Raw genomic sequence first — 21196 nt, forward strand, 5'->3', positions numbered from 1 at the left:
ATGGAGATAGAGAAATGGCATTTTCAGTCAATTATGACAGCAGTTTCGGCAGCTACAGCATCCATAACTATCTGAACGAGTGGGCGTCGTCGTTTGGCGATATCAACCACACCAACGGTAATGTCACCGACTCCAACAGCGGCGGTTTCTACGGCGGCAGCCTGTCCGGCAGCCAATATGCCGTGACCAGCACCGCCAATAACATCACCTCGTTCGTGGCGGGCGGCAACCTGACCTACACCCTGTTCAACGCACCGGCGCACACCCTGTACGGTCAACTGGATTCCCTGTCGTTCGGCGACGGCCTGAACGGCGGCGGCTCTACGCCGTACAACATCCAGGTGCCTGACGTCAGCTTCGGCGGCCTGAATCTCAGCAGCCTGCAGGCGCAGGGCCACGATGGCGTGGTACACCAGGTGGTGTACGGCCTGATGTCCGGCGATACCGGCGCGCTGGAAACCGCGCTGAACGGCATCCTCGACGACTACGGTCTGAGCGTCAACTCCACCTTCGATCAGGTGGCGGCGGCGACGGCGGTGGGCGTGCAGCACGCCGACAGCCCGGAATTGCTGGCGGCCTGATCGCGGCCGTTTGCCCGCCGGCGCCGCGTGCCCCGGCGGGCGTTTTCTCGTTTTTAGCCGATGGAAAACGCCATGAAAAACGCCGTCAGGCGCGGAGAAGTGATGAGCGTGCTGGGCGCATACCGGCGCGGATTTTGGGGCATTGCGCTGTTTACCGCAGTGATCAACCTGCTGATGCTGGCCCCGGCGCTGTACATGCTGCAGGTCTACGATCGCGTGTTGCCGTCGGGCAACCGCATGACGCTGGCGATGCTGACCCTGATGGTGGTCGGCCTTTATCTGTTTATGGGCCTGCTGGAGTGGGTGCGCAGCCAGGTGGTGATCCGCCTTGGCGCCCAGATGGATATGCGCCTCAATCAGCGGGTCTACGACGCCGCCTTCGAAACCAACCTGAAAACCGGCAACCCGCTGGCGGGGCAGGCGCTGAACGATCTGACCAACCTGCGCCAGTTCGCCACCGGCAATGCGCTGTTCGCCTTTTTCGATGCCCCCTGGTTCCCGGTTTATCTGCTGGTGGTTTTTCTGCTCCATCCCTGGCTTGGCGCGTTGGCCTGCGCCGGGGTGATCGTGCTGGTGCTGCTGGCCTGGCTCAACCAGCGGGTGTCGCAGGCGCCGCTGGCGGAGGCCGGCCGCGTCGCGCTGAGCGCCACGCAACAGGCCAACGGCAACCTGCGCAATGCCGAAGCTATCGCCGCCATGGGCATGTTGACCGACTTGCGCCTGCGCTGGCTGCGGCAGCATCAGCAGTTCCTGCTGCTGCAGAACCGCGCCAGCGAGAAAATCGCCGCGGTCACTGCCTGGTCGAAAACCGTGCGGCTGGCGCTGCAGTCGCTGATGTTGGGCTGCGGCGCGCTGCTGGCGGTCAACGGCGACATTACGCCGGGCATGATGATCGCCGGATCGATCCTGATCGGCAGGGTGCTGGGGCCGATCGATCAGCTGATCGGCGCCTGGAAGCAGTGGTCATCGGCGCGCCAGTCCCTGCAGCGGCTGGAGGTGATGCTGGCCGCTAACCCGCCACGAATGCCGAGTCTGCCGCTGCCGGCGCCCGGCGGCACATTGGCCGTGAATCAGTTGACCGTCAGTGCGCCAGGCGGCACGGCGCCGGTGTTGCACGGCGTCAGTTTTCGTCTGGAGGCCGGCGAGGTGCTGGGCGTGATTGGCGCGTCCGGCTCCGGCAAAACCCTGCTAATGCGCCAACTGGTTGGCGCGCTGACGCCGCTCAGCGGCGACGTGCGGCTGGACGGTGCAGACATTCAGCAGTGGGACAAGCAACAACTCGGGCCGCATATCGGTTACTTGCCGCAGGATATCCAGCTGTTCGCCGGCACCCTGACGGACAACATCGCTCGCTTTGGGCAGGTCGACGCCGAGAAGGTGGTGGCCGCGGCGGCGCTGGCCGGCGTGCATCAGCTGATCCTGCATTTACCGAAAGGTTATGAGACCGAGCTGGGTGAAGGCGGCAGCGGCCTGTCCGGCGGCCAACGTCAGCGGGTGGCGCTGGCGCGCGCGCTGTATGGATCTCCGGCGCTGGTGGTGCTGGACGAACCGAACGCCAACCTCGATCGCGAAGGGGAAGGGGCGCTGCAGCAGGCGATCGAAGCGCTGAAGGCGCGTGGCACCACCATCGTGTTGGTGACCCACAAACCTGCGATCCTGGCGGCCACCGACAAATTGCTGGTGCTGAGCGCCGGCCAGATACAGCACTTCGGCCCCAGCGACGCCATCCTGAAAAAACTGCCTGGTTTTGCGCCCGCCGCTGCCGCTGCACCGGCCAATGCCGGGCGCAGCAACGGCGGCTTCAACGTCAATTACGCCAACTTCGCCAAAACGGCCAGCGGTGAACGAAAAGTATGAGCAATCAGAGTGTGATTCCCGGCGATATCGACACCCTTTCCCGGCAGTTCGACGAAGGTCGCTACCTGCGGCTGGGAGGCTGGCTGGTGGTGCTGGGGTTTGGCGGTTTCCTGCTGTGGGGGCTGTTGGCGCCGCTGGACAAAGGCGTGCCGGTTTCCGGCAGCGTGGTGGTGGCTGGCAATCGCAAGGCGGTGCAGCACCCGAGCGGCGGCGTGGTGTCGCAGATTCAGGTGCATGAGGGCGACCGGGTCAGCGCCGGGCAGGTGCTGTTGTTGATGGATACCGTCGACAGCCGCACCCAGCGCGATGCGCTGCGCAGCCAGCAGTTGAGCAATGCCGCACAGCAGGCGCGGCTGCAAGCCGAGCGCGACGGCCTGCAAGCGATCGCTTTCCCGCCATCGCTGCAAGCGCGGCGAGAAGAGCCGGAAGTGATGTCACTGATGCTGCTGCAACAGCAGCTGTTCACCAGCCGCCGTGCGGCACTGCAGAGCGAGCTGGCGGCGATCGCGGAAAGTATCGCCGGATCGCAGGCGATGTTGGAAGGGGTTCGGCAGTCTTATGCCAGCAAACAGCGGCAAAAGGCCATGCTGCAGGAGCAGCTGGGCGGCATGCGCAAGCTGGCGGCGCAAGGGTATGTGGCGCGCAATCGGCTGCTGGATCTGGAGGGGCAGCATGCGCAGATCGATGGCCAGGCGTCCGAGGACAGCGGCAATATCGGCCGTCTGGGGCGCCAGATCCTGGAGCTGAAACTGCGGGCGATCCAGCGGCGGGAAGAGTATCAGAAAGAGGTCAGCAGCCAGCTGGCCGAGGTGCGGATGAAACTGGACGAGCTGGATAACCGTCTGGCCAAGGCGGAGGCCGATTTGGGGCATACGCAGGTGAAAGCGCCGGTGGCGGGCACCGTGGTGGGGTTGAGCGTGTTCACCGAAGGCGGCGTGATCGGCGCCGGTCAGCAACTGATGGAGATCGTGCCCAGCGATCGCGGGCTGCAGGTAGAAGCGCGCATCCCGGTCGAGTTGATCGATAAAGTGCAGGTGGGGTTGCCGGTCGAGCTGTTGTTCTCGGCGTTCAACCAAAGCACCACGCCGCGCGTCGAGGGCGAAGTGACGCTGGTCGGGGCCGATCGCCTGACCGACGAGAAAAGCGGCGCGCCTTATTACAGCGTGCGCGCCAAGGTCAGCGAAGAAGGATTGCGACGCTTGAGCGGGTTGGAGATCCGCCCGGGGATGCCGGTCGAAGGCTTCATCCGCACCGGTGAGCGTTCGATGATGAACTATCTGTTCAAACCGCTGACCGATCGCCTCCATTTGGCGCTGACGGAAGAGTGAGCATGTCGGTTTCGCCGCTGCCTTTCGCCGCGCCCGGTGCCACCATGCCCTGGCGCCGTTGTCTGGTGTTGGTGCTGGCGCTGCATCTGCTGGTTGCAGCGCTGCTTTGGCCCTGGCGAGACAAGGCCGAGCCGCCGTGGGTACCGCCACCGGCGGTGATGGTGCTGATGGCCGCCACACCGCAGGCCCCGGCCGAGGCGAAACAACCGCCGGGACAAAGGACGCCGCCGCCTCAGGTTGAACCGCCGGCGCCACCGGAGCCGTTACCGCTAGTGAAAGTGCCCGACGCCGCGCAGCCGAACATCGCCGTGCTGCCGAAACAGAAAAAACCGCCTAAGCCGGTGAAAAAAAACAATCTGCCCCGCACGCCGCCGCAGGAGAGAACCATCGCGCCGCCGAGGGTTCAGGATCACAACGCCGGCGCGCCGCCGCCGGGCCACGCGGATAAAACGGCCGCGCCGCAAACTCGCCTGACGCCCTATGTTCAGGCGGGGGAAGACAACTGGCGCAGCCGCATCAGCGGCCGCCTGAATCGTTTTAAGCGTTATCCTAAAGACGCATTGCGGCTGAAGCGCCAGGGCGTCGGGCAGGTGCGTTTCACGCTGGACAGACAGGGCCACGTGCTGGCGGTGACGCTGGTCAGCAGCGCCGGGCTGCCGTCGCTGGATCGCGAAATCCAGGCGCTGGTCAAACGCGCTTCGCCGCTGCCCACGCCGCCGTCGGAAGCCTACGTCAACGGCACGGTGGAATTGACGCTGCCGATCGATTTCAGTTTGCGCGGCGCGAGTTTTTGAGTCGCGACAAGATATCCCCCGAACAAAACCATTTTTCAGCAGCTTGTCCTGCTATTCATTATTTTCAAAGCGTATCGTTATTTTAATCAACGTGACGAAGCTGGCGTTCTGCGCGATATTTTAATTTAAAAAGCACGAATGCCTTTTATTTTTCTGCTGATAAAAAATAAACAGCTTGACGCTGTGGAGTTCGGGTTTTAGTTTTTAATTATAAAACAGGAACTGAGTTCCATATAGTGGAACAAGGCGGATCATGACAACGCTGGAAAATGCCGCTGCGGTATTAAAACTCTTTTCTCAACAACGCGTGATGCATGGTCAGCCGGGTATAGCATTCAGCGACGTGGTGGATCAATTGGCGCTGCCGAAAAGCACGGTGTCGCGCCTGCTGCAGACCATGGAAAATCAGGGCATGCTGGAGCGCGATCCCGATAGCCGGCGTTACCGCATCGGCGCGCTGTTGCTGGCGGTATCCAGCCACTATCTGTCGATGCCGCTGGTGGACAGCCTGGCGACCAGTATGGCGAAGTTGTGTCGCCAGACGGCGTGTACAGGCTACCTTTCGGTATTGGAGGGGCAGGAGATCATGGTGATGCGCATGTTTCCCGGCCGCCACTTTTTGCAGGTGGTCACTCCGGCGGGTTACCGTTCACCGGCGGCGGAAACCTCGGTCGGCCGAGCGATACTGGCGCGTGAAAGCGACGAGCAGATTCAGGTGCGTTACGCCGGCGGTTACCGGGCGACTTCGCCCAATGCGCCGCAAACGTTGGATGCGCTGTTGCAGAAGTTGCAGCAGGTGAGGCATCAGGGATGGTCGTTGGCACGCAATGAAACTTTGAACAGCATCAGCTCGCTGGCGACCGCGCTGGTGAACAAGCACGGCAGCGAGACGGTGGGGCTGTGTCTGTCCTTCCCTTCGCAGGGCGAGGAACAGCCGTTCGTACCGGAAGTTCTGGCCGAATTAACCGCAGTCACCCGCCAACTGGCGGAAAAATATGGCGATGATTATTGGCAGCAGATCAAATAACGCGTCAGAGCTGTAGCATTCCATCATAATTAACGAGTGCCGACACCAGGGAACTCATTGGTTATATTCCACCGTATTTTATTGGTGGGAATAGATAGGCTGAGTAAGAAAATAATAACGTTATGACGCCAGCAGTTCCAAATAATGGAACTGCTGCGGCGATCTATCGCCTGGCGTTATTTCCGTCATGCGGCAGGGAATATTCAGGGAAACCAAGCATGAAATCAAATAATCCGCTAAAAGCGGCCGGCACGCTGTTGGTCATGGCGCTACTTTCGGTGATGGGGGCGATCATCGGCGTTCAACTGATCACCACGCTGGGCGTGACGCCTAACACTTCGATCATCGGCGCGCTGATCGCCATGCTGTTGGCGCGCATCCCGCTACAGATGTTCCAACGCTATCGTTCGGTGCACACCCAGAACCTGGCGCAAACGGTGATCTCCTCCGCCACTTTCGGTGCAGCCAACTGTCTGCTGATGCCGATTGCGGTGCCTTACGTGATGGGGCAACCACAGCTTATTCTGCCGATGTTCTGCGGCGTGGCGGCGGCGATGCTGCTCGACGCCTATCTGCTTTATCGTCTGTTCGATACCAAAGTGTTCCCCGCCGCCAATGCCTGGCCGCCGGGCGTCGCCGCCGCGGAGGCGATTAAAGCCGGCGATCGCGGCGGCAAGCAGGCCTGGCTCCTGGTGGTGGGCGTAGTGGTGGGCATCGCTGGATCAATGCTCAAGATCCCTATGGCGGCTTTCGGCACCGCCTTTATCGGCAATATTTGGGCGCTGAGCATGTTCGGTGTCGGGCTATTGCTGCGGGCCTACGCCGAGCCGGTGGCCGGATTCGATATTAACGCCCATTTTATTCCGCATGGCGTGATGGTCGGCGCAGGCCTGGTGGCGCTGATCCAGGTCGCGCAGGTGATCCGCAGCCGCCGCGCCGATAGCGCCGGTTATACCCAACCCGACAGCGCCGTAAGCAAAGCGCTCGGTCTGGGCGCGGTCGGCTATATCGTCATCGCCGCTTTTTTGGCCCTGGTCGGCGGGCTGTTTAGCGAGATGTCGCTGCCGATGTTGGCGCTGTTCGTGATTTACGCGGCGTTTGCCGCTTTCGTTCATGAGTTGATCGTCGGTATCGCTGCCATGCACTCCGGCTGGTTTCCCGCGTTCGCGGTGGCGTTGATCACCCTGATAGTCGGTATCCTGATCGGTTTCCCACCGCTGGCGCTATGCATCCTGACCGGTTTTACCGCCGCCACTGGGCCGGCCTTCGCCGACATGGGCTTTGATTTGAAAGCCGGCTTCATCCTGCGCGGCTACGGCGAGGATCTGCAGCAAGAGCTGCTGGGGCGTCGCATCCAGTTGTTTGCGGCGTTGATCGCTTTCATCATCGCCATTCCGGTGGTTTACCTCTCTTACCACAGCTATTTCCTGCAGGATCTGATCCCTCCGGTCGCGCGCGTTTACGCCAAAACCATCGAGGCCGGCGCGCAGCCGGGCATCGCTTGGAGTCTGTTGATCTGGGCGATCCCCGGCGCCGTGGTGCAGCTGATCGGCGGCCCTAAGCGCCAGCTCGGCGTGCTGCTGGCAACCGGCCTGCTGATCAACAACGCCTTGGCCGGATGGGCGGTGCTGGTCGGCATCGTGCTGCGCGTGGCGATCCTGCGCCGTTGGGGGGATCGTGGCCGCACGCCGATGGAGATTATGGCGGCCGGATTTATCGCCGGCGATGCGCTCTACAACTTCTTCAGCTCGATTTTTTCCAGCAAGGGCAAATAGCTCCTGCCGATGACATTGGTGAGGTAAAACGACCATGAGTTTGCAACAAACGCTGCAGGTTTTTGAATTGATTGATAGCGCATTCGTCAGCGGCCAAGACGTCGTCGACCTGTTTGCGTCTTACCCGGCGATCCGGGCCAGCACCTTGCGCGCCGAGGGGCCGAAGGGCGGCACCGATTTCGTGCGTATCGAGATCCCCGGCAGTGCAGGAAAATTCGGCGGTGGTGCGGCGCCGACGCTGGGCATTATCGGCCGCCTGGGCGGCATTGGCGCGCGGCCGACGCGAATCGGGCTGGTGTCCGACGGCGACGGCGCGATCGCCGCCATTGCCGTCGCGCTGAAGTTGGCGGAGATGCAGCGCAAGGGCGACATGCTGCCGGGCGATGTGATCGTCACTACCCATATTTGCCCGAACGCGCCGACCCGGCCGCACGATCCGGTCGATTTTATGGATTCACCGATCGATGACGTGACGATGAACGATAACGAAGTGGTGCCGGAGGCTGACGCCATCTTGTCGATCGACACTACCAAAGGCAACCGCATCATCAATCATAAAGGCTATGCGCTGTCGCCGACGGTGAAAGAGGGGTACATCCTGCGGGTGGCGGAAGATCTGCTGCGCATCATGGAGATGACCAGCGGCCGGCCGGCGGTGACTTTCCCGATCACCACGCAGGACATCACCCCTTACGGCAACGGTGTACACCACCTCAACAGCATCCTGCAGCCCTCGACCGCTACTGCAGCGCCGGTGGTCGGCGTGGCGATCTGCAGCGAATCAGTGGTGCCGGGCTGCGGTACCGGCGCCAGCCACGAAATGGACATCGCGTTGGCGGCCAAATTCGCGGTGGAAGTCGCCAAGGAATTCGGCCGCGGTACCTGCCGGTTCTATGATGCCGCCGAATACAGCCAGCTGCTGGCGCTCTACGGCAGTCTGAGCCACCTGCAAAAAAGGAGATAGACCCATGACGGCTTCATTCGCCACGCTGACCATCGGTCAGGCGCCGCGCAGCGATATCATGCCGCTGCTGTCTGCTTATCTGCCGGCGGAACGAGTGAGGCACGTCGGTTTGCTGGACGGCCTGGATATCTGGCAGATCGCCGAGCGTTATGCACCGCAACAGGGCGACAAGCTGCTGGTGTCGCGTCTTTTGGACGGTACGCAGGTGACACTCGGCGCCGCTCGCGTCGAAAGCGGGTTGCAGGAGAAGATCTGCGAACTGGAAGCGACGGGATGCGAGGTGATTCTGTTGCTATGCACCGGCGAATTCGGTCGATTGCAGGCGGAACGGGTGCTGTTGCTGGAGCCGGATCGCATTATCCCGCCGTTGATCTCCGCGATCGTCGGCACACACCGTGTCGGCATCGTGGTGCCGGTGGCTGAACAGGTTGGGCAGCAGGCGCGCAAATGGCGGCAGCTGGCGGCGCCGCCGAGTTATGCCGTCGCCAGCCCCTATCTGGCGGATGACGCTGCGCTGGAGCAGGCGGCTTGCACCCTGCTGCGGCAGGGGGCGGAGGTGGTGGTGCTCGATTGTATCGGTTATCACCAGCGTCACCGCGCTTTTCTGCAGGCGCGTCTGTCGGTGCCGGTGCTGCTGTCGAACGTACTGGTCGCCAAGTTGGCTGCAGAGTTAATCGACTGATTCAAATAGCCATAAATCTGCGCTCGACGCGACCACGGGCGTTTTGCGCCCGTGAGGCGCCCCGGGCTTCAGCAGCCCTGACTGTCGGCGAGAGGGCCTGTAGCGTTTTACTCTGCGCCGCGATCGCATTTCGCGCGAAAAACCAGTGACAGATCAACCGCAATCCCCCAATATGGATTTTCCATCAAGATGATTACGCGGGTGCCAGTCTATGCTGAAAGTGAATGAGTATTTTGCCGGAAAAGTGAAGTCTATCGGTTTTGACAGTAGCAGCATCGGTCTTACCAGCGTGGGTGTGATGGAAGAGGGCGAATACACCTTCTCCACCGCGCAGCCGGAAGAAATGACAGTGATCACCGGGGCGCTGAAAGTGCTGCTGCCGGGAGCGCCGGACTGGCAAGTGTTTACGCCGGGCGAGAAGTTCTTCGTGCCGGGGCACAGCGAGTTCAACCTGCAGGTGGCCGACGCCACCGCCTATCTGTGCCGCTACCTGAGCAAATAAATTTTGTTCGCTAGGGGAACGCAGGGCTCAGCGGATGCTGGGCCCTGGTCATTTCTGAGGCGAGATTAACGCTGGGCTTCGCCGCCGAGCGCTTCGATGGTGTTTTTGATCAACGCCGCCAGCTCGCTGGTCATCAGGATAAAGTCGGCGTCAAAGCGCTGGGCGAAGTCGTCGCGATCGATGTCGTCGTTCTGTTCGCGCAGCGTGTCGGCGAACTTCAGGCGCTTGAGCGAGCCGTCGTCCGACAGCATCAGCTGGATGCGCTCTTGCCAGTCCACCGCCAGCTTGGTCACCAGCTTGCCGGCTTCGATGTGCACCGCGATTTCGTCGCTGATCAGATTCTGCTTCTTGCAGCGGATTACGCCGCCTTCTTCCAGAATCGCTTTCAATTCCGCTTCATCCTGAATGGCGAAGCCAGCCGGCATCTCACCGGAACGCACCCATTCGGTCAGCGTCAGTTCGATCGGGCTTTCCATGGTCAATGGCACCACCGGCAGCGAGCCGAGGCTCTTGCGCAGCAGCGCCAGCGTGTCTTCGGCGCGTTTGGCGCTGGCGGCGTCGACCATGATCAGATCGTTGACGGTGTCTATCCACATGAAGGTCTGGTTGAAGCGGCTGAACGCGCGCGGCAGCAGGCTGTGCAGCACTTCATCCTTCAGCGCGTCCTTCTCGGTTTTCTTCAGTTTGCGGTGTTGCTCCGCTTCCAGGCGCTCAATCTTGGCCTGCAGCTCTTGCTTGATCACCGGCGACGGCAGGATTTTCTCTTCCTTGCGCGCGCAGATGACGATCTGGCCGTTGACCGCGTGCGTCAGCGCATCGCTGTGCGAGCCCATCGGGGAGACCCAGCCGGTCTTCGCCATGTCCTGGCTGCCGCACGGCGTGAAGGCGAACGCGCTGAGTTGTTTTTCCATTTCATCCGCGTTTAACGCCACTTCGCGGCTCAAACGGTAAACCATCAAATTCTTAAACCACAGCATAATGTTATCCCTGGCTGGGCGTGCGTTCGGCACGCTGATTCGTCAAAAGCAGGGCGGCATGATAACGAATTGACGCTGAAAAATCGCCCCATTCTCTCCGAATTGCGTCGCTTTGCGCATCGGGAAAGGACGGGACGGAGAATGGGAAACAGGTGATTCATTCGCGCGCTTACATTAGGCTGTGACAACGCTGCGCGGCATCGAGGAGAAAAAATACGTGCGCATTGGCATCGACTTGGGTGGAACGAAAATTGAAGTGATCGCGTTGGCGAATGACGGGCGGGAGCTGTTTCGCCATCGCATCGCCACGCCGCGCCATGACTACCGGCAAACCCTGGCGGCGATCGCCGGACTGGTGAAACTGGCGGAGGATCATACCGGCGAACGAGGATCGGTCGGGATCGGCATTCCCGGCACGCTGTCGCCGTTTACCGGGCGAGTAAAGAACGCCAACTCGGTGTGGCTCAACGGCCAGCCGCTGGATAAGGATCTGTCGGCGCTGCTGGCGCGCGAAGTGCGCATCGCCAACGACGCCAACTGCCTGGCGGTGTCGGAAGCCACCGACGGCGCCGGCGCCGGCGTGAAAACCGTGTTTGCGGTCATCATCGGCACCGGCTGTGGCGCCGGCGTGGCGCTGAACGGCCAGGCGCATTCCGGCGGCAATGGCATCGCCGGCGAATGGGGCCACAATCCGCTGCCGTGGCAGGATGACGATGAGCTGCGCTACGCCCGTGAAGTGCCGTGCTACTGCGGCAAGCCGGGCTGCATCGAAACCTTTATTTCCGGCACAGGTTTCGCCACCGACTATGCGCGCCTGAGCGGCAACGCGCTGCAAGGGCATGAGATCATGGCGCTGAGCGAGCAGGGCGATGCGCTGGCGGTGCAGGCGATCGAACGTTACGAAATGCGCTTGGCGAAATCGCTGGCGCACGTGATCAACATTCTGGATCCGGACGTGGTGGTGCTCGGCGGCGGCATGAGCAACGTGGATCGTTTGTACCGCACGGTGCCCGCGTTGGTGAAAAGTTGGGTGTTCGGCGGCGAGTGTGAAACGCCGATCCGCAAGGCGGTCCACGGCGACTCCAGCGGCGTGCGCGGCGCGGCCTGGCTGTGGCCGCAACAGCAGCGCTAAGCGTTGCAACAAAGCGCGAGCAAGCTCGCGCTTTAAACCCTTCCCTGTACAAAAACTGGACGGCGCTTTATGCTTTAGCTAACTTAGCTAAGGAGGACGCGTATGGCAATTCAGGCCAATATGCACGAAGCAAAATCCAATCTGAGCCAGCTGGCGGACAGAGCCGTGGAGGGAGAAACCGTGATTATCGCAAAAGCAGGGAAGCCGTATGTACAGCTGGTCGCCATCAAGGGCGAAGCGCGCCGCCCTGGCGCCGCCAAGGGCAAGTTCACCGTGCCGGCGGATTTCAACGCGGGGGACGCGGCCATTGCGGCGCTGTTTGAGGGCGATGAATGAAGCGCTTGCTGCTGGATACCCACGCATTGCTGTGGTGGCTGATTGATGACGCCTGCCTGGGCGCGAACGCCAAAAGGCAGATCGCCGATCCGGGCAATGCGGTGTACGTCAGCGCGGCCAGCATTTGGGAGATCTCGATCAAGCAGGCGCTGGGTAAACTGGCGCTGCCGGAAGATATCTTTGCGATCATCGAGGCCGAAGATTTTCTGTCGCTGCCGATGGACGCCTTTCACTGCCAACAGGCCGGGCAGTTGCCGCCCTATCATCAGGATCCTTTCGATCGCATGCTGATCGCACAGGCGCAGGCCGAAGGGCTGACGCTGATCTCCGCCGATGCGGTGTTTCCGCAGTACGGCGTGCGGGTGGCGGACGCCCGCCGTTAAGCCGGCTTTTCCTCACTTTCGCTGCGCACCCGTTCGATATGAATGGTCAGGAACATCATCTCTTCCGTGGTGAGCTGATGCTGATAGTGCTTTTCGATGTGGCGGTTGATCTTGCCGGCGCAGGCGAAAGACTCGCGGTATTTCTCTTTCACCACCTGATACAGCGAGTCGTCGTCGCTGTCGACATAGTTTTTCCCCAGCAGGCGCTGAGCGAAGAACTTCAAATGGGTGACGAAACGGTGGTAGCTCAGGGCTTCCTCGTTGTAATCAAAGCGGAAGTGGTATTTGACCAGGTTGAGGATCTCTTGCATCACGCGGGTGATGTGCAGCGTGTTGTGCATCTCGTCGTTAAGCTGGGCGTTGACCAAGTGCAGGGCGATAAATCCAGCTTCGTCTTCCGGCAGCGCGGTATCCAGCCGTTGGGCGATCAGGGCCAGCGCCTCCAGCCCGACGGCGAACTCGGCCGGGTAGAGCTTTTTAATCTCCCACAGCAGCGCATTTTTGATATCCAGCCCTTGCGCATGGCGCTGCAGGGCGAAGTGGATGTGATCGGTCAGCGTGATGTAGACGATGTTATGCAATTTGCCCGGCAGGCGTTCGCGGGCGAGAGTGATAATCCTGTCGGCAGTGGTAACGCAGGCCAGCGGGATCTCGGCGAGCAGCTCTTTATAGCGCTCGGCGATTTCACCGCCGTTATGGGTGAATACCTTTTCGATCAGGCTTTCGTCCAGCGTATCGCCGGGCTTCTTTTTAAAGCCGATTCCTTTTCCCATCACCACCGTCTCTTCCTGACGGTCGTCCAGCGTAATCACCACGTTATTATTGAGTATTTTAGCGATTTTCATGGTTTTTCCCGGTGTTTCAGCATCCTGAAAACGAAAAAACCTGACGCCCGGAAGCGATCCCGGGCGTCAGGTTTTGCCTGTATTTTATGTTTCTGCCCTGCGGCCCTGAGCGGCGGAGGGGATACAGTAACAATCCTATTATGTTGGCATAATAACCCGTGCCCGCTGCGGCTCAACGCTTTTCACCGCGGAGTGCCGCCGCGGTCACACTTCTGCGCCGCGCGCCGCGGGATCATTCCAGCCTGAAGTGCGCTTCCAGCCGGCTGACGCCAAGCCCGTTAACCTTCTTCACCTTGATCTGCACCGGAATACGCTCTTTCATCGCCTCGACGTGACTGATCACGCCGATGGTTTTGCCGGAGGCGTTCAGGCTGTCCAGCGCATCCAGCGCGGTATCGAGGGTTTCGGCGTCCAGCGTGCCAAAGCCTTCGTCGAGGAACAGCGAGTCGATGCTGGTTTTATGGCTGACCAGATCGGACAACGCCAGCGCCAGCGCCAGGCTGACCAGGAAGCTCTCGCCGCCGGACAGGGTGCGGGTATCGCGCAGCGCATCCGCCTGCCAGGTGTCGACCACCTGCAGTTCCAGCGCATCGCTGGTCTTGCGCTGCAGCAGATAACGTCCGTGCAGCCGGCCGAGCTGGTTGTTGGCCAGGTAAACCAGATGATCGAGCGTCAGCCCCTGAGCAAAGCGGCGGAACTTGTCGCCTTCTTTTGAGCCGATCAGCTGGTTGAGGTAGCTCCAGTCATCGTAGTCTTGCTGGCTGCGGGCGATCTGCTCGAACAGCGCCTGCTGATTGAGGCGGCGGGCGGCGTCGCTTTCCAACTGATTGCGCAGTTCGCCCTGGCGCAGCTGCAGCACCTTCAACTGCTGCGCCAGCTCGGCCAGCGATTGGGTGAGCGCGTCGATATCCGCGTTGGCTTCATCCAGCCCTTCAGGGCGGTTCTGCCGATGCTGCTCCAGCGTTTGCGTCGCCTGTGTCAGCAGGGCGGTGGCCTCTACCTGCCGCTGTTGCAACTGCTCTTTGCGCTGCTGCAATTCGCGGCGCAGGGCGTCGTCCAGCAGCGCGGCGGCGAAGGCGGTTTCATCGACGAATTCGCTGTCGGCCAGCGCCTGCTGCCACTGCTGCTGCGCCTGCTGCAGCCGTTCCTGCATTTGGGCGTGTTGCTGTTGTAGCCCGGCCTGTTGGCCTGCCAGGCGTTCGCGCAGTTCCTGCGCCTTTTGCCACTGCTCGGCAGCCTGAACACTGGCCTGTTCGCAGGCGGTTTGTTTGGCGCGCAGCTGTTCGCGCACCTCGGCGACCCGCTGTTCGCCGAACAGCGCCAGCCGCTGCGCACGCCGTTCGGCGAGGATTTTCTCGCCTTCTTGCCAGCGTTGTTGCAGGTCTTGTTGCTGTTGCAGGCTATCGGCGTGGTTTTTTTGCAGCAGCGTAAAGCGCTCTTCGAGCAACGCCAGCTGTTGCTGCGCCTGCTGCTGCTGCGTTTGCAGCGCCGCGAGCGCGTCTTTCGCCTGCTGTACCGCCTGCGCCGATTGTTCATGCTGCTGCAGCGCCTGTTGCCCGCGCCGCTCTTCATCGTCGCAGCCACTCAGCCAGGCGCTGAGCGGCTCGTCATCCGCCAGCGTAAAGTCGAACGCCAGCGGCGCGCTGAGCTGCTGCCACTGCTGCTGTTGGCCGGCCAGCTGCTGTTCATCCTGCGCGATGGTTTGCTGCTGGCGCTGCTGCTGTTCCAGCAGGCTTTCGCAGCGGGTGCGCAGTTCGGTACCCTGGGTTTGCAGTTTCTCTGCCAGGGTGCGCATCTCAACCAACCGCCGCTCCGTCGCCGAAGGCTGCACCGCCTGATATTGCTCCACCGCCGGGTGGGTGGTCGAGCCACACAGCGGGCAGGGGGCGCCACTTTGCAGCAGGGCACGCTCCGCTTCCAGGCTGACGATGCGTTTTTCCAGCTCGTGGATCCGCTCTACTTCCTGCAGCTGCGCCTTGTGTTGTTTGAATTGCTGGCGTGCGCTCTCCAGCTGTTGTTGCAGCTCGGCGAGTTGCGTTTGTCGTCCGGCGTGCTCCGCTTGCTGCCGGGTCAGCCGCTCGCGGGTCTGACGGTGGAGGGTGGCGAGCGTGGACAACTGCTGACGCGTTGGACGCAGATCTGCCAGGGCACTCAGGCGCTGGCGCAACGGGGCCAGCGGCGTTTGCGCCTCCAGCGCTTGCTGCTGCTGCTGTTGAACGGCCAGCGCTTGGGTCAGCGCGTTCAATTGCTGCTGATGCTGTGCGCCCTGCGTCGTCAGTTGATTGCGTTGAACGGTGAGCTGCTCCAGCGCCGCCTGCTGTTGGGCGCACTGCTGCGCGGCAGCATCGCCGGCCTGTCGCCGTTCGGCCTGTGTCGATTGCAGTTGGGCGATCTGATGATCGAGCGGGGCGACCTGCTCATCGATCAGCTGTTGCTGTTGCCGCATGTGCTCGGCATGGGCTTGCTGCGCCAGGCGGGTCTTTTCTACCGCCTGCTGCAGCGGCGCCAGCTGCGCCGACTGCTGTTCCTGCTGCTGCGTCAGCAGGGCCGCTTGCTGCTGTATCGTCTGCAGCTCGGCGCGGCAGCGATCGCGTTCGCCGCGCAGCGGCCGCAATTTTTCGGCCGGTTCGCTGAGCGCCAGCCGGTGAAGCTGTGGGGCGGCCTCGGCCTGCTCGCGCTGGGCGTTTTCCAACCGTTGCCGCCCCTCGTTTTGCTGTTGCCGGAATCGCTGCCATTGTTGTAACCAGCTCAGCGCCTGTTGCTGTTGCCGGGTTTGCTCGCCGAGAGCGCTTTCCTGCTCGCTCAGCGCCGTCAGCTGTTCGGCCAGGGAGTGGCGCTGTTCGTCGTTCAGCAGCTCGATACCGCTGGCGCGCTGATGCAGCCCATCCAGATCGGTTTTGGCCTGTTTGTGGGATTCGAACACCTGTTCGGACAATCGCCCGTAGATTTCGGTGCCGGTCAGTTCTTCCAACAGCTCGGCGCGATCGTTGGCGTCGGCGTTGAGGAAGGCGGCGAACTGCCCCTGAGACAGCATCATCGACTTGGTGAAGCGGCCGAAGTCCAGCCCGGTGATGGCGGCGGTGATCTCCAGCTTGTCGCGCACTTTGTCCGCCAGGATCTTGCCGTCTTCGCGGCGCGCCAGTTCGACTTTCGGCGCCTGCAGGTTGCCGTCCGGCGCGTTTTTGGCGCGGCGCTGACTCCAGAAGGCGCGATAGCCGACGCCCTTGACCTCGAACTCGACTTCCGCCAACGATTCGGCGGTATGGCGGGTCATCAGTTCATTCTGGCTTGGCGTGACGTTGAGGCGCGGCGTCTGGTGGTATAGCGCCAGGCAGATGGCGTCCAGCAGGGTGGTTTTGCCCGCGCCGGTCGGGCCGGTAATGGCGAACAGACCGTTGCTGGCGAACGGCTCGGCGGTGAAGTCAATCTTCCATTCGCCCTGCAGCGAGTTGAGGTTTTTTAAGCGCAGGCTGAGGATTTTCATGGGTTGTTCTCCTCGGCGTTGTGCTGCACCGCCTCGACCACCTGGCGGAACATTTGGCGCATCCGCTGTTGGCGCGTTTCGGGCAGCTCAATCTCCTGCGCCAGGCGCCGCTCGAACACTTCATTGACGCTCAGTTCGTTGAGCGTTTCCTTATCCTGCTGTGCGATCGCCTGGCGGCGCTGTTCTTTGCTGCGCCGCAGCAGCACCACTTCCACCGGTAGCTCGTCCGCCAGCAGCTGAATGCGGCGCTGGATGTCGCTGAGGTAGTCCTGCGTCGCCACTTCGATATCCAGCCACACCGGCAGCTCACCGTCATAATCGGCAAACTGCCGCAGCTGCCGTTCGATCTCGGCCAGATCGCCTTTGATCAGCTGCATGGGCTGAAACTGCGGGATCGTTAACGCTTCCACCTGCTGCAAAGCGCCGTCGGCGAAATCGACCATAAAGACGCTTTTGGCTTTGCCCAGTTCATCGAAGCTGAGCGGGATCGGCGAGCCGCTATAGCGAATGTGCTCCGATTTGGCGACGTTCTGCGCGCGGTGGATGTGGCCCAACGCGATATAGTCGGCGGGAGGAAAGGCCTGCGCCGGAAAGGCGTCGAGGGTGCCGATATAGATGTCGCGCACCGAGTCGGAGGTGGTGACGCCGACGGTGGTCAGGTGGCCGGTGGCGACGATCGGCAGCGGCAGGCCCAATTGGTCGCGGCGCTCGCAGGCCGCCTGATACAGCGTTTGGTAATGTTCGGCGATGGCTTCCTGTAACGCCTGCTGTTTCTGCGCGCCGGATTCGCCGGCGCGGCTGGTGAGCAGATCGCGTGGCCGCAAGAACGGGATGGTGCACAGCACCGCGCCCGGCTGGCCGTCGCGCCGGTTCAGCACCAGGATCTGCTGTTCGGGGGCGCCTTGCGCGCTCGCGATCACCGTGGTGTTCAGGCAGGAGAGCAGTTCACGCGATTCGTTCAGCGTCGCCACCGAATCGTGGTTGCCGCCCAGCACCACCAGTTGGCAGCCGGTGTGCTGCAGTTCCACCACGAAGCGGTTGTACAGTTCGCGGGCGTAGCTGGGCGGCGAGCCGGTATCGAACAGATCCCCGGCGACGATCAGCGCATCCACCTGCTGCTGCTCTACCTGTTCGATCAGCCAGTTCAGAAAAGCCTGGTGCTCGGCGGCGCGGCTTTTGGTGAAAAAGTACTGGCCAAGGTGCCAGTCAGAGGTGTGGATCAGGCGCATGACACTCCCGGGTGCAAAGGTAATGGCGATGATTATAAAGGCCGCGGCGCCGGCTGTCCCGGCGCAATGGCGAGGGCAGCGGAATGATTTTTCTTTACTATGGGAAATAATCGCTATGCTTACTGCCTATAACAGCCGCTTTTTTTCATAAAAGTGTCACAAAACTGACGCATAATGGCGCCCGCAAAGTCGCTAACACATTGGCAGGATTGACGATGGCAAGACGCATACTGGTGGTGGAAGACGAAGCGCCGATCCGTGAGATGGTGTGCTTTGTGTTGGAACAGAATGGTTACCAACCGTTGGAAGCCGAGGATTATGACAGCGCCGTGACGCGCCTGTCTGAGCCGTTCCCTGATTTGGTGTTGCTCGATTGGATGCTGCCCGGCGGTTCCGGCATTCAGTTTATCAAGCATATGAAGCGCGAAGCGCTGACCCGCGATATCCCGGTGATGATGTTGACCGCGCGCGGCGAAGAGGAAGACCGGGTGCGCGGCCTGGAAGTGGGGGCGGATGATTACATCACCAAGCCGTTCTCGCCCAAGGAGCTGGTGGCACGCATCAAAGCGGTCATGCGCCGTATTTCACCGATGGCGGTGGAAGAAGTGATTGAAATGCAAGGACTGAGCCTGGATCCGTCCTCCCACCGCGTGATGGCGAACGATCAGGCGCTGGACATGGGGCCGACCGAGTTCAAGCTGCTGCACTTCTTTATGACCCACCCGGAGCGGGTTTATAGCCGCGAGCAGTTGCTTAATCACGTCTGGGGCACTAACGTTTATGTGGAAGACCGTACCGTTGACGTGCATATCCGTCGGCTCCGCAAGGCGTTAGAAACCAGTGGGCATGATAAAATGGTTCAAACCGTTCGGGGCACCGGCTACCGGTTCTCAACGCGCTACTGATCGCGCCGCGCTGGAGAATATGCCGTGTTAGAACGTCTGTCGTGGAAGAGGCTGGCTCTGGAGCTGGCTCTTTTTTGTCTGCCCGCCTTACTGCTGGGGCTGATTTTCGGTTATCTGCCCTGGTTCCTGCTGGCCTCTGCGCTGGCTGCGCTGGTGTGGAATTTCTACAACCAGCTCAAACTCTCCCATTGGCTGTGGATCGACCGCAGCATGACGCCGCCGCCCGGCCGCTGGAGCTGGGAGCCGTTGTTCTATGGCCTGTATCAGATGCAGCAGCGCAACCGCCGCCGCCGCCGCGAGCTGGCGCTGCTGATCAAGCGCTTTCGCAGCGGGGCCGAATCGCTGCCTGACGCGGTGGTGATGACCACCGTCGAAGGCAATATCTTCTGGTGCAACGGTCTGGCGCAGCATCTGCTCGGCTTCCGCTGGCCGGAAGACAACGGCCAGCACATCCTCAACCTGCTGCGTTATCCGGAGTTCAGCCACTATTTGCAACAGCAGGAGTTTTCGCGCCCGCTGACGCTGCAGTTGAACAACGAACATTACGTCGAATTCCGCGTGATGCCCTATTCCGAAGGGCAACTGCTGATGGTGGCGCGCGACGTCACCCAGATGCGCCAGCTGGAAGGGGCGCGGCGCAACTTCTTCGCCAACGTCAGCCATGAGCTGCGCACGCCGTTGACGGTGCTGCAGGGCTACCTGGAAATGATGGGCGACGAAGAGCAGGACGGATCGCTGCGCAGCAAGGCGCTGAGCACCATGCAAGAGCAGACCCGCCGGATGGACGGGCTGGTCAAACAGCTGCTGACGCTGTCGCGCATCGAGGCGGCGCCCAATGTCGACATGAACGAACGGGTGGATATCCCGCTGATGCTGCGGGTGTTGCAGCGCGAGGCGCAATCGCTGAGCGGCGGTAATCACGAGATCGCTTTCCGGGTGAACGAACAGCTCAAAGTGTTCGGCAATGAAGACCAGTTGCGCAGCGCGGTGTCTAACCTGGTATACAACGCGGTCAACCACACGCCGAAGGGCACCCATATCGAAGTCAGCTGGCAGCAGACGGCACATGGTGCGCAGTTCCAGGTCAGCGACAACGGGCCGGGCATCGCCGCCGAGCACCTTCCGCGCCTGACCGAGCGTTTTTATCGCGTCGACAAGGCCCGTTCGCGCCAGACCGGCGGCAGCGGGCTGGGGCTGGCGATCGTCAAACACGCGCTCAGCCATCACGACGCGCGGCTGGAGATCCTCAGCGAACCGGGGATCGGCACCCGCTTTATCTTTACCTTACCCAACCGGTTGATTGTTCCGGCCGCTTTATCAGAGAATGCGGTGAAAAATTAACGCGAGACACCGGTATGACCCGAATCACCCGAGGGCTGTTGCTTTGCCTGGCGCTGCTGGCCGGACGTGGCGCGCTGGCGCAGCCCGACGGCATGCTGGCGGGCAATCTGTCCAGCGTCGGCTCCGACACCCTGGCGAACCTGATGGCGCTGTGGGCGCAGGACTTCAGCCAGCATTATCCCAACGTTAATCTGCAGATCCAGGCCGCCGGTTCGTCGACCGCGCCGACCGCGTTGGCGGCGGGCGCCGCGCAGCTGGGCCCGATGAGCCGGCCGATGAAGGCGGCCGAGGTTTCGGCGTTCGAACATCGTTACGGCTATGCGCCGCTGGCGGTGCCGGTGGCGGTGGATGCGCTGGTGGTGTTGGTGCATCAGGACAATCCGCTGCGCGGCCTCAATTTGCAGCAGCTCGATCGTATTTTCTCCGCCACCCGGCGCTGCGGTGAAAGCCAGCCGCTGACGCGCTGGGGCGAACTGGGTCTGAGCGGCGACTGGGCGACGCGCTCGCTGCAACGCTTTGGCCGCAACTCGGCTTCCGGCACCTACGGCTATTTCAAACTGCGCGCGCTGTGCGGCGGTGATTTTATGCCGCGCGTCAATGAGTTGCCCGGTTCGGCCTCGGTGGTGCAGGCGGTGGCCGGTTCGCTCAACGGCATCGGCTACGCCAGCATCGGTTTTCGCGCCAGCGGCGTGCGGCTGCTGCCGTTGGCGGAGTCGGGGGAGGACTATGTCGCGCCTACCGCCGCCAACGTGCGCAACGATCGCTACCCGCTGTCGCGCTACCTGTATATCTACATCAACAAAGCCCCCAATCAACCGCTGGAGCCGCTGACCGCGGCGTTCCTCGATCGCGTGCTGTCGACCGCAGGACAGAGCCTGGTCAACCACGACGGCTATCTGCCTCTGCCACCGGCCGCTCTGCAGAAGACCCGCCAGGCGCTCGGGCTGCAGCCGCTTGCACCGGTCATGATGCAATAAGCGACAAAAGGCGACGTAATTTTCGCCTTTTCTCACGCCGAAATGGAGCTTATGCCACGCGAAAACCGGGCTTTTAT

The 21196-nt window shown here is 61.7% G+C and carries 19 protein-coding genes; 15 read left to right on the forward strand and 4 right to left on the reverse strand.

Features of this window, described 5'->3' with window-relative positions; genetic code table 11:
- Positions 1-14 precede the first annotated feature (14 nt).
- From AC6BYQ_RS10520 to ppnP, 9 genes are all read left to right on the forward strand, one after another.
- Entirely contained in the window at positions 15-581 is a 567-nt protein-coding gene (locus AC6BYQ_RS10520; protein WP_004940479.1) for a heme acquisition protein HasA, read from the forward strand.
- A gap of 72 nt (positions 582-653) precedes the next feature.
- The gene (locus tag AC6BYQ_RS10525; protein WP_498056846.1) at positions 654-2438 is read left to right on the forward strand and encodes a type I secretion system permease/ATPase; all 1785 of its coding nucleotides are present in this window, start codon (positions 654-656) and stop codon (positions 2436-2438) included.
- Entirely contained in the window at positions 2435-3766 is a 1332-nt protein-coding gene (locus tag AC6BYQ_RS10530) for an HlyD family type I secretion periplasmic adaptor subunit (protein ID WP_019454230.1), read from the forward strand. The genes AC6BYQ_RS10525 and AC6BYQ_RS10530 overlap by 4 nt, the downstream gene beginning before the upstream one ends.
- Positions 3767-3768: 2 nt before the next feature.
- Entirely contained in the window at positions 3769-4560 is a 792-nt protein-coding gene (locus AC6BYQ_RS10535; RefSeq protein WP_498056847.1) for an energy transducer TonB, read from the forward strand.
- A 253-nt stretch (positions 4561-4813) separates the two neighbouring features.
- The gene (locus AC6BYQ_RS10540) at positions 4814-5587 is read left to right on the forward strand and encodes an IclR family transcriptional regulator (RefSeq protein ID WP_498056848.1); all 774 of its coding nucleotides are present in this window, start codon (positions 4814-4816) and stop codon (positions 5585-5587) included.
- 218 nt (positions 5588-5805) lie between these two features.
- Positions 5806-7362, forward strand: coding sequence for an OPT/YSL family transporter (locus AC6BYQ_RS10545; protein WP_498056849.1), 1557 nt, complete (start codon positions 5806-5808; stop codon positions 7360-7362).
- Between the two features lie 34 nt (positions 7363-7396).
- Positions 7397-8326 carry a DUF1177 domain-containing protein gene (locus tag AC6BYQ_RS10550; RefSeq protein ID WP_498056850.1) on the forward strand — a complete coding sequence of 310 codons (930 nt, stop codon included), beginning with the start codon at positions 7397-7399 and terminating at the stop codon, positions 8324-8326.
- Positions 8327-8330: 4 nt separating this feature from the next.
- The gene (locus AC6BYQ_RS10555; RefSeq protein ID WP_498056851.1) at positions 8331-9008 is read left to right on the forward strand and encodes an AroM family protein; all 678 of its coding nucleotides are present in this window, start codon (positions 8331-8333) and stop codon (positions 9006-9008) included.
- Between the two features lie 211 nt (positions 9009-9219).
- Positions 9220-9510, forward strand: a complete 291-nt coding sequence (ppnP, locus tag AC6BYQ_RS10560) for a pyrimidine/purine nucleoside phosphorylase (RefSeq protein WP_004940463.1) — start codon at positions 9220-9222, stop codon at positions 9508-9510.
- Positions 9511-9575: 65 nt separating this feature from the next.
- Here the strand turns inward: ppnP and rdgC are convergent, their stop codons facing one another.
- Complete coding sequence (gene rdgC, locus AC6BYQ_RS10565; protein ID WP_004940461.1) at positions 9576-10487, reverse strand: recombination-associated protein RdgC; 912 nt, start codon at positions 10485-10487, stop codon at positions 9576-9578.
- 217 nt (positions 10488-10704) lie between these two features.
- Between rdgC and mak the strand changes: the two genes are divergently transcribed.
- From mak to AC6BYQ_RS10580, 3 genes are all read left to right on the forward strand, one after another.
- On the forward strand, positions 10705-11619 hold the full coding sequence (gene mak / locus AC6BYQ_RS10570) for a fructokinase (protein WP_498056905.1): 915 nt from the start codon (positions 10705-10707) through the stop codon (positions 11617-11619).
- 102 nt (positions 11620-11721) lie between these two features.
- Positions 11722-11955, forward strand: coding sequence for a type II toxin-antitoxin system Phd/YefM family antitoxin (locus tag AC6BYQ_RS10575; RefSeq protein WP_498056852.1), 234 nt, complete (start codon positions 11722-11724; stop codon positions 11953-11955).
- A complete protein-coding gene (locus AC6BYQ_RS10580) occupies positions 11952-12338 on the forward strand; it encodes a type II toxin-antitoxin system VapC family toxin (protein WP_019454226.1) in 387 nt (128 codons plus the stop codon). Before AC6BYQ_RS10575 ends, AC6BYQ_RS10580 begins: the two co-directional genes overlap by 4 nt.
- On the opposite strand, the gene licT is transcribed toward AC6BYQ_RS10580, so the two are convergent.
- The 3 genes from licT to sbcD all read right to left on the reverse strand — a co-directional run bounded on the left by licT (position 12335) and on the right by sbcD (position 17896).
- Positions 12335-13183: a BglG family transcription antiterminator LicT gene (licT, locus tag AC6BYQ_RS10585; protein ID WP_063918827.1), complete on the reverse strand. Its 849-nt coding sequence runs from the start codon at positions 13181-13183 to the stop codon at positions 12335-12337. The genes AC6BYQ_RS10580 and licT overlap by 4 nt on opposite strands.
- Positions 13184-13415: 232 nt before the next feature.
- Complete coding sequence (sbcC, locus tag AC6BYQ_RS10590; protein WP_498056853.1) at positions 13416-16667, reverse strand: exonuclease subunit SbcC; 3252 nt, start codon at positions 16665-16667, stop codon at positions 13416-13418.
- Entirely contained in the window at positions 16664-17896 is a 1233-nt protein-coding gene (gene sbcD / locus AC6BYQ_RS10595; RefSeq protein WP_498056854.1) for an exonuclease subunit SbcD, read from the reverse strand. The genes sbcC and sbcD overlap by 4 nt, the downstream gene beginning before the upstream one ends.
- A gap of 215 nt (positions 17897-18111) precedes the next feature.
- Between sbcD and phoB the strand changes: the two genes are divergently transcribed.
- Genes phoB through AC6BYQ_RS10610 form a run of 3 tightly spaced genes read left to right on the forward strand, consistent with a single transcriptional unit; the run spans position 18112 to position 21119 of the window.
- A complete protein-coding gene (phoB, locus tag AC6BYQ_RS10600; protein WP_004940438.1) occupies positions 18112-18801 on the forward strand; it encodes a phosphate response regulator transcription factor PhoB in 690 nt (229 codons plus the stop codon).
- A gap of 24 nt (positions 18802-18825) precedes the next feature.
- On the forward strand, positions 18826-20142 hold the full coding sequence (gene phoR / locus AC6BYQ_RS10605; RefSeq protein WP_019454221.1) for a phosphate regulon sensor histidine kinase PhoR: 1317 nt from the start codon (positions 18826-18828) through the stop codon (positions 20140-20142).
- 14 nt (positions 20143-20156) lie between these two features.
- Entirely contained in the window at positions 20157-21119 is a 963-nt protein-coding gene (locus AC6BYQ_RS10610) for a PstS family phosphate ABC transporter substrate-binding protein (RefSeq protein WP_498056855.1), read from the forward strand.
- The last annotated feature ends 77 nt before the right edge of the window (positions 21120-21196 follow it).

This window comes from Serratia sp. LTN-2, from assembly GCF_059740205.1.

What these genes read in the sequence shown, in the direction of transcription:
- AC6BYQ_RS10520 (WP_004940479.1), top strand. Translation starts at nt 15, where the DNA reads ATGGCATTTTCAGTCAATTATGACAGCAGTTTCGGCAGCTACAGCATC.
- AC6BYQ_RS10525 (WP_498056846.1), top strand. Translation starts at nt 654, where the DNA reads ATGAAAAACGCCGTCAGGCGCGGAGAAGTGATGAGCGTGCTGGGCGCA.
- AC6BYQ_RS10530 (WP_019454230.1), top strand. Translation starts at nt 2,435, where the DNA reads ATGAGCAATCAGAGTGTGATTCCCGGCGATATCGACACCCTTTCCCGG.
- AC6BYQ_RS10535 (WP_498056847.1), top strand. Translation starts at nt 3,769, where the DNA reads ATGTCGGTTTCGCCGCTGCCTTTCGCCGCGCCCGGTGCCACCATGCCC.
- AC6BYQ_RS10540 (WP_498056848.1), top strand. Translation starts at nt 4,814, where the DNA reads ATGACAACGCTGGAAAATGCCGCTGCGGTATTAAAACTCTTTTCTCAA.
- AC6BYQ_RS10545 (WP_498056849.1), top strand. Translation starts at nt 5,806, where the DNA reads ATGAAATCAAATAATCCGCTAAAAGCGGCCGGCACGCTGTTGGTCATG.
- AC6BYQ_RS10550 (WP_498056850.1), top strand. Translation starts at nt 7,397, where the DNA reads ATGAGTTTGCAACAAACGCTGCAGGTTTTTGAATTGATTGATAGCGCA.
- AC6BYQ_RS10555 (WP_498056851.1), top strand. Translation starts at nt 8,331, where the DNA reads ATGACGGCTTCATTCGCCACGCTGACCATCGGTCAGGCGCCGCGCAGC.
- ppnP (WP_004940463.1), top strand. Translation starts at nt 9,220, where the DNA reads ATGCTGAAAGTGAATGAGTATTTTGCCGGAAAAGTGAAGTCTATCGGT.
- rdgC (WP_004940461.1), bottom strand. Translation starts at nt 10,487, where the DNA reads ATGCTGTGGTTTAAGAATTTGATGGTTTACCGTTTGAGCCGCGAAGTG.
- AC6BYQ_RS10575 (WP_498056852.1), top strand. Translation starts at nt 11,722, where the DNA reads ATGGCAATTCAGGCCAATATGCACGAAGCAAAATCCAATCTGAGCCAG.
- AC6BYQ_RS10580 (WP_019454226.1), top strand. Translation starts at nt 11,952, where the DNA reads ATGAAGCGCTTGCTGCTGGATACCCACGCATTGCTGTGGTGGCTGATT.
- licT (WP_063918827.1), bottom strand. Translation starts at nt 13,183, where the DNA reads ATGAAAATCGCTAAAATACTCAATAATAACGTGGTGATTACGCTGGAC.
- sbcC (WP_498056853.1), bottom strand. Translation starts at nt 16,667, where the DNA reads ATGAAAATCCTCAGCCTGCGCTTAAAAAACCTCAACTCGCTGCAGGGC.
- sbcD (WP_498056854.1), bottom strand. Translation starts at nt 17,896, where the DNA reads ATGCGCCTGATCCACACCTCTGACTGGCACCTTGGCCAGTACTTTTTC.
- phoB (WP_004940438.1), top strand. Translation starts at nt 18,112, where the DNA reads ATGGCAAGACGCATACTGGTGGTGGAAGACGAAGCGCCGATCCGTGAG.
- AC6BYQ_RS10610 (WP_498056855.1), top strand. Translation starts at nt 20,157, where the DNA reads ATGACCCGAATCACCCGAGGGCTGTTGCTTTGCCTGGCGCTGCTGGCC.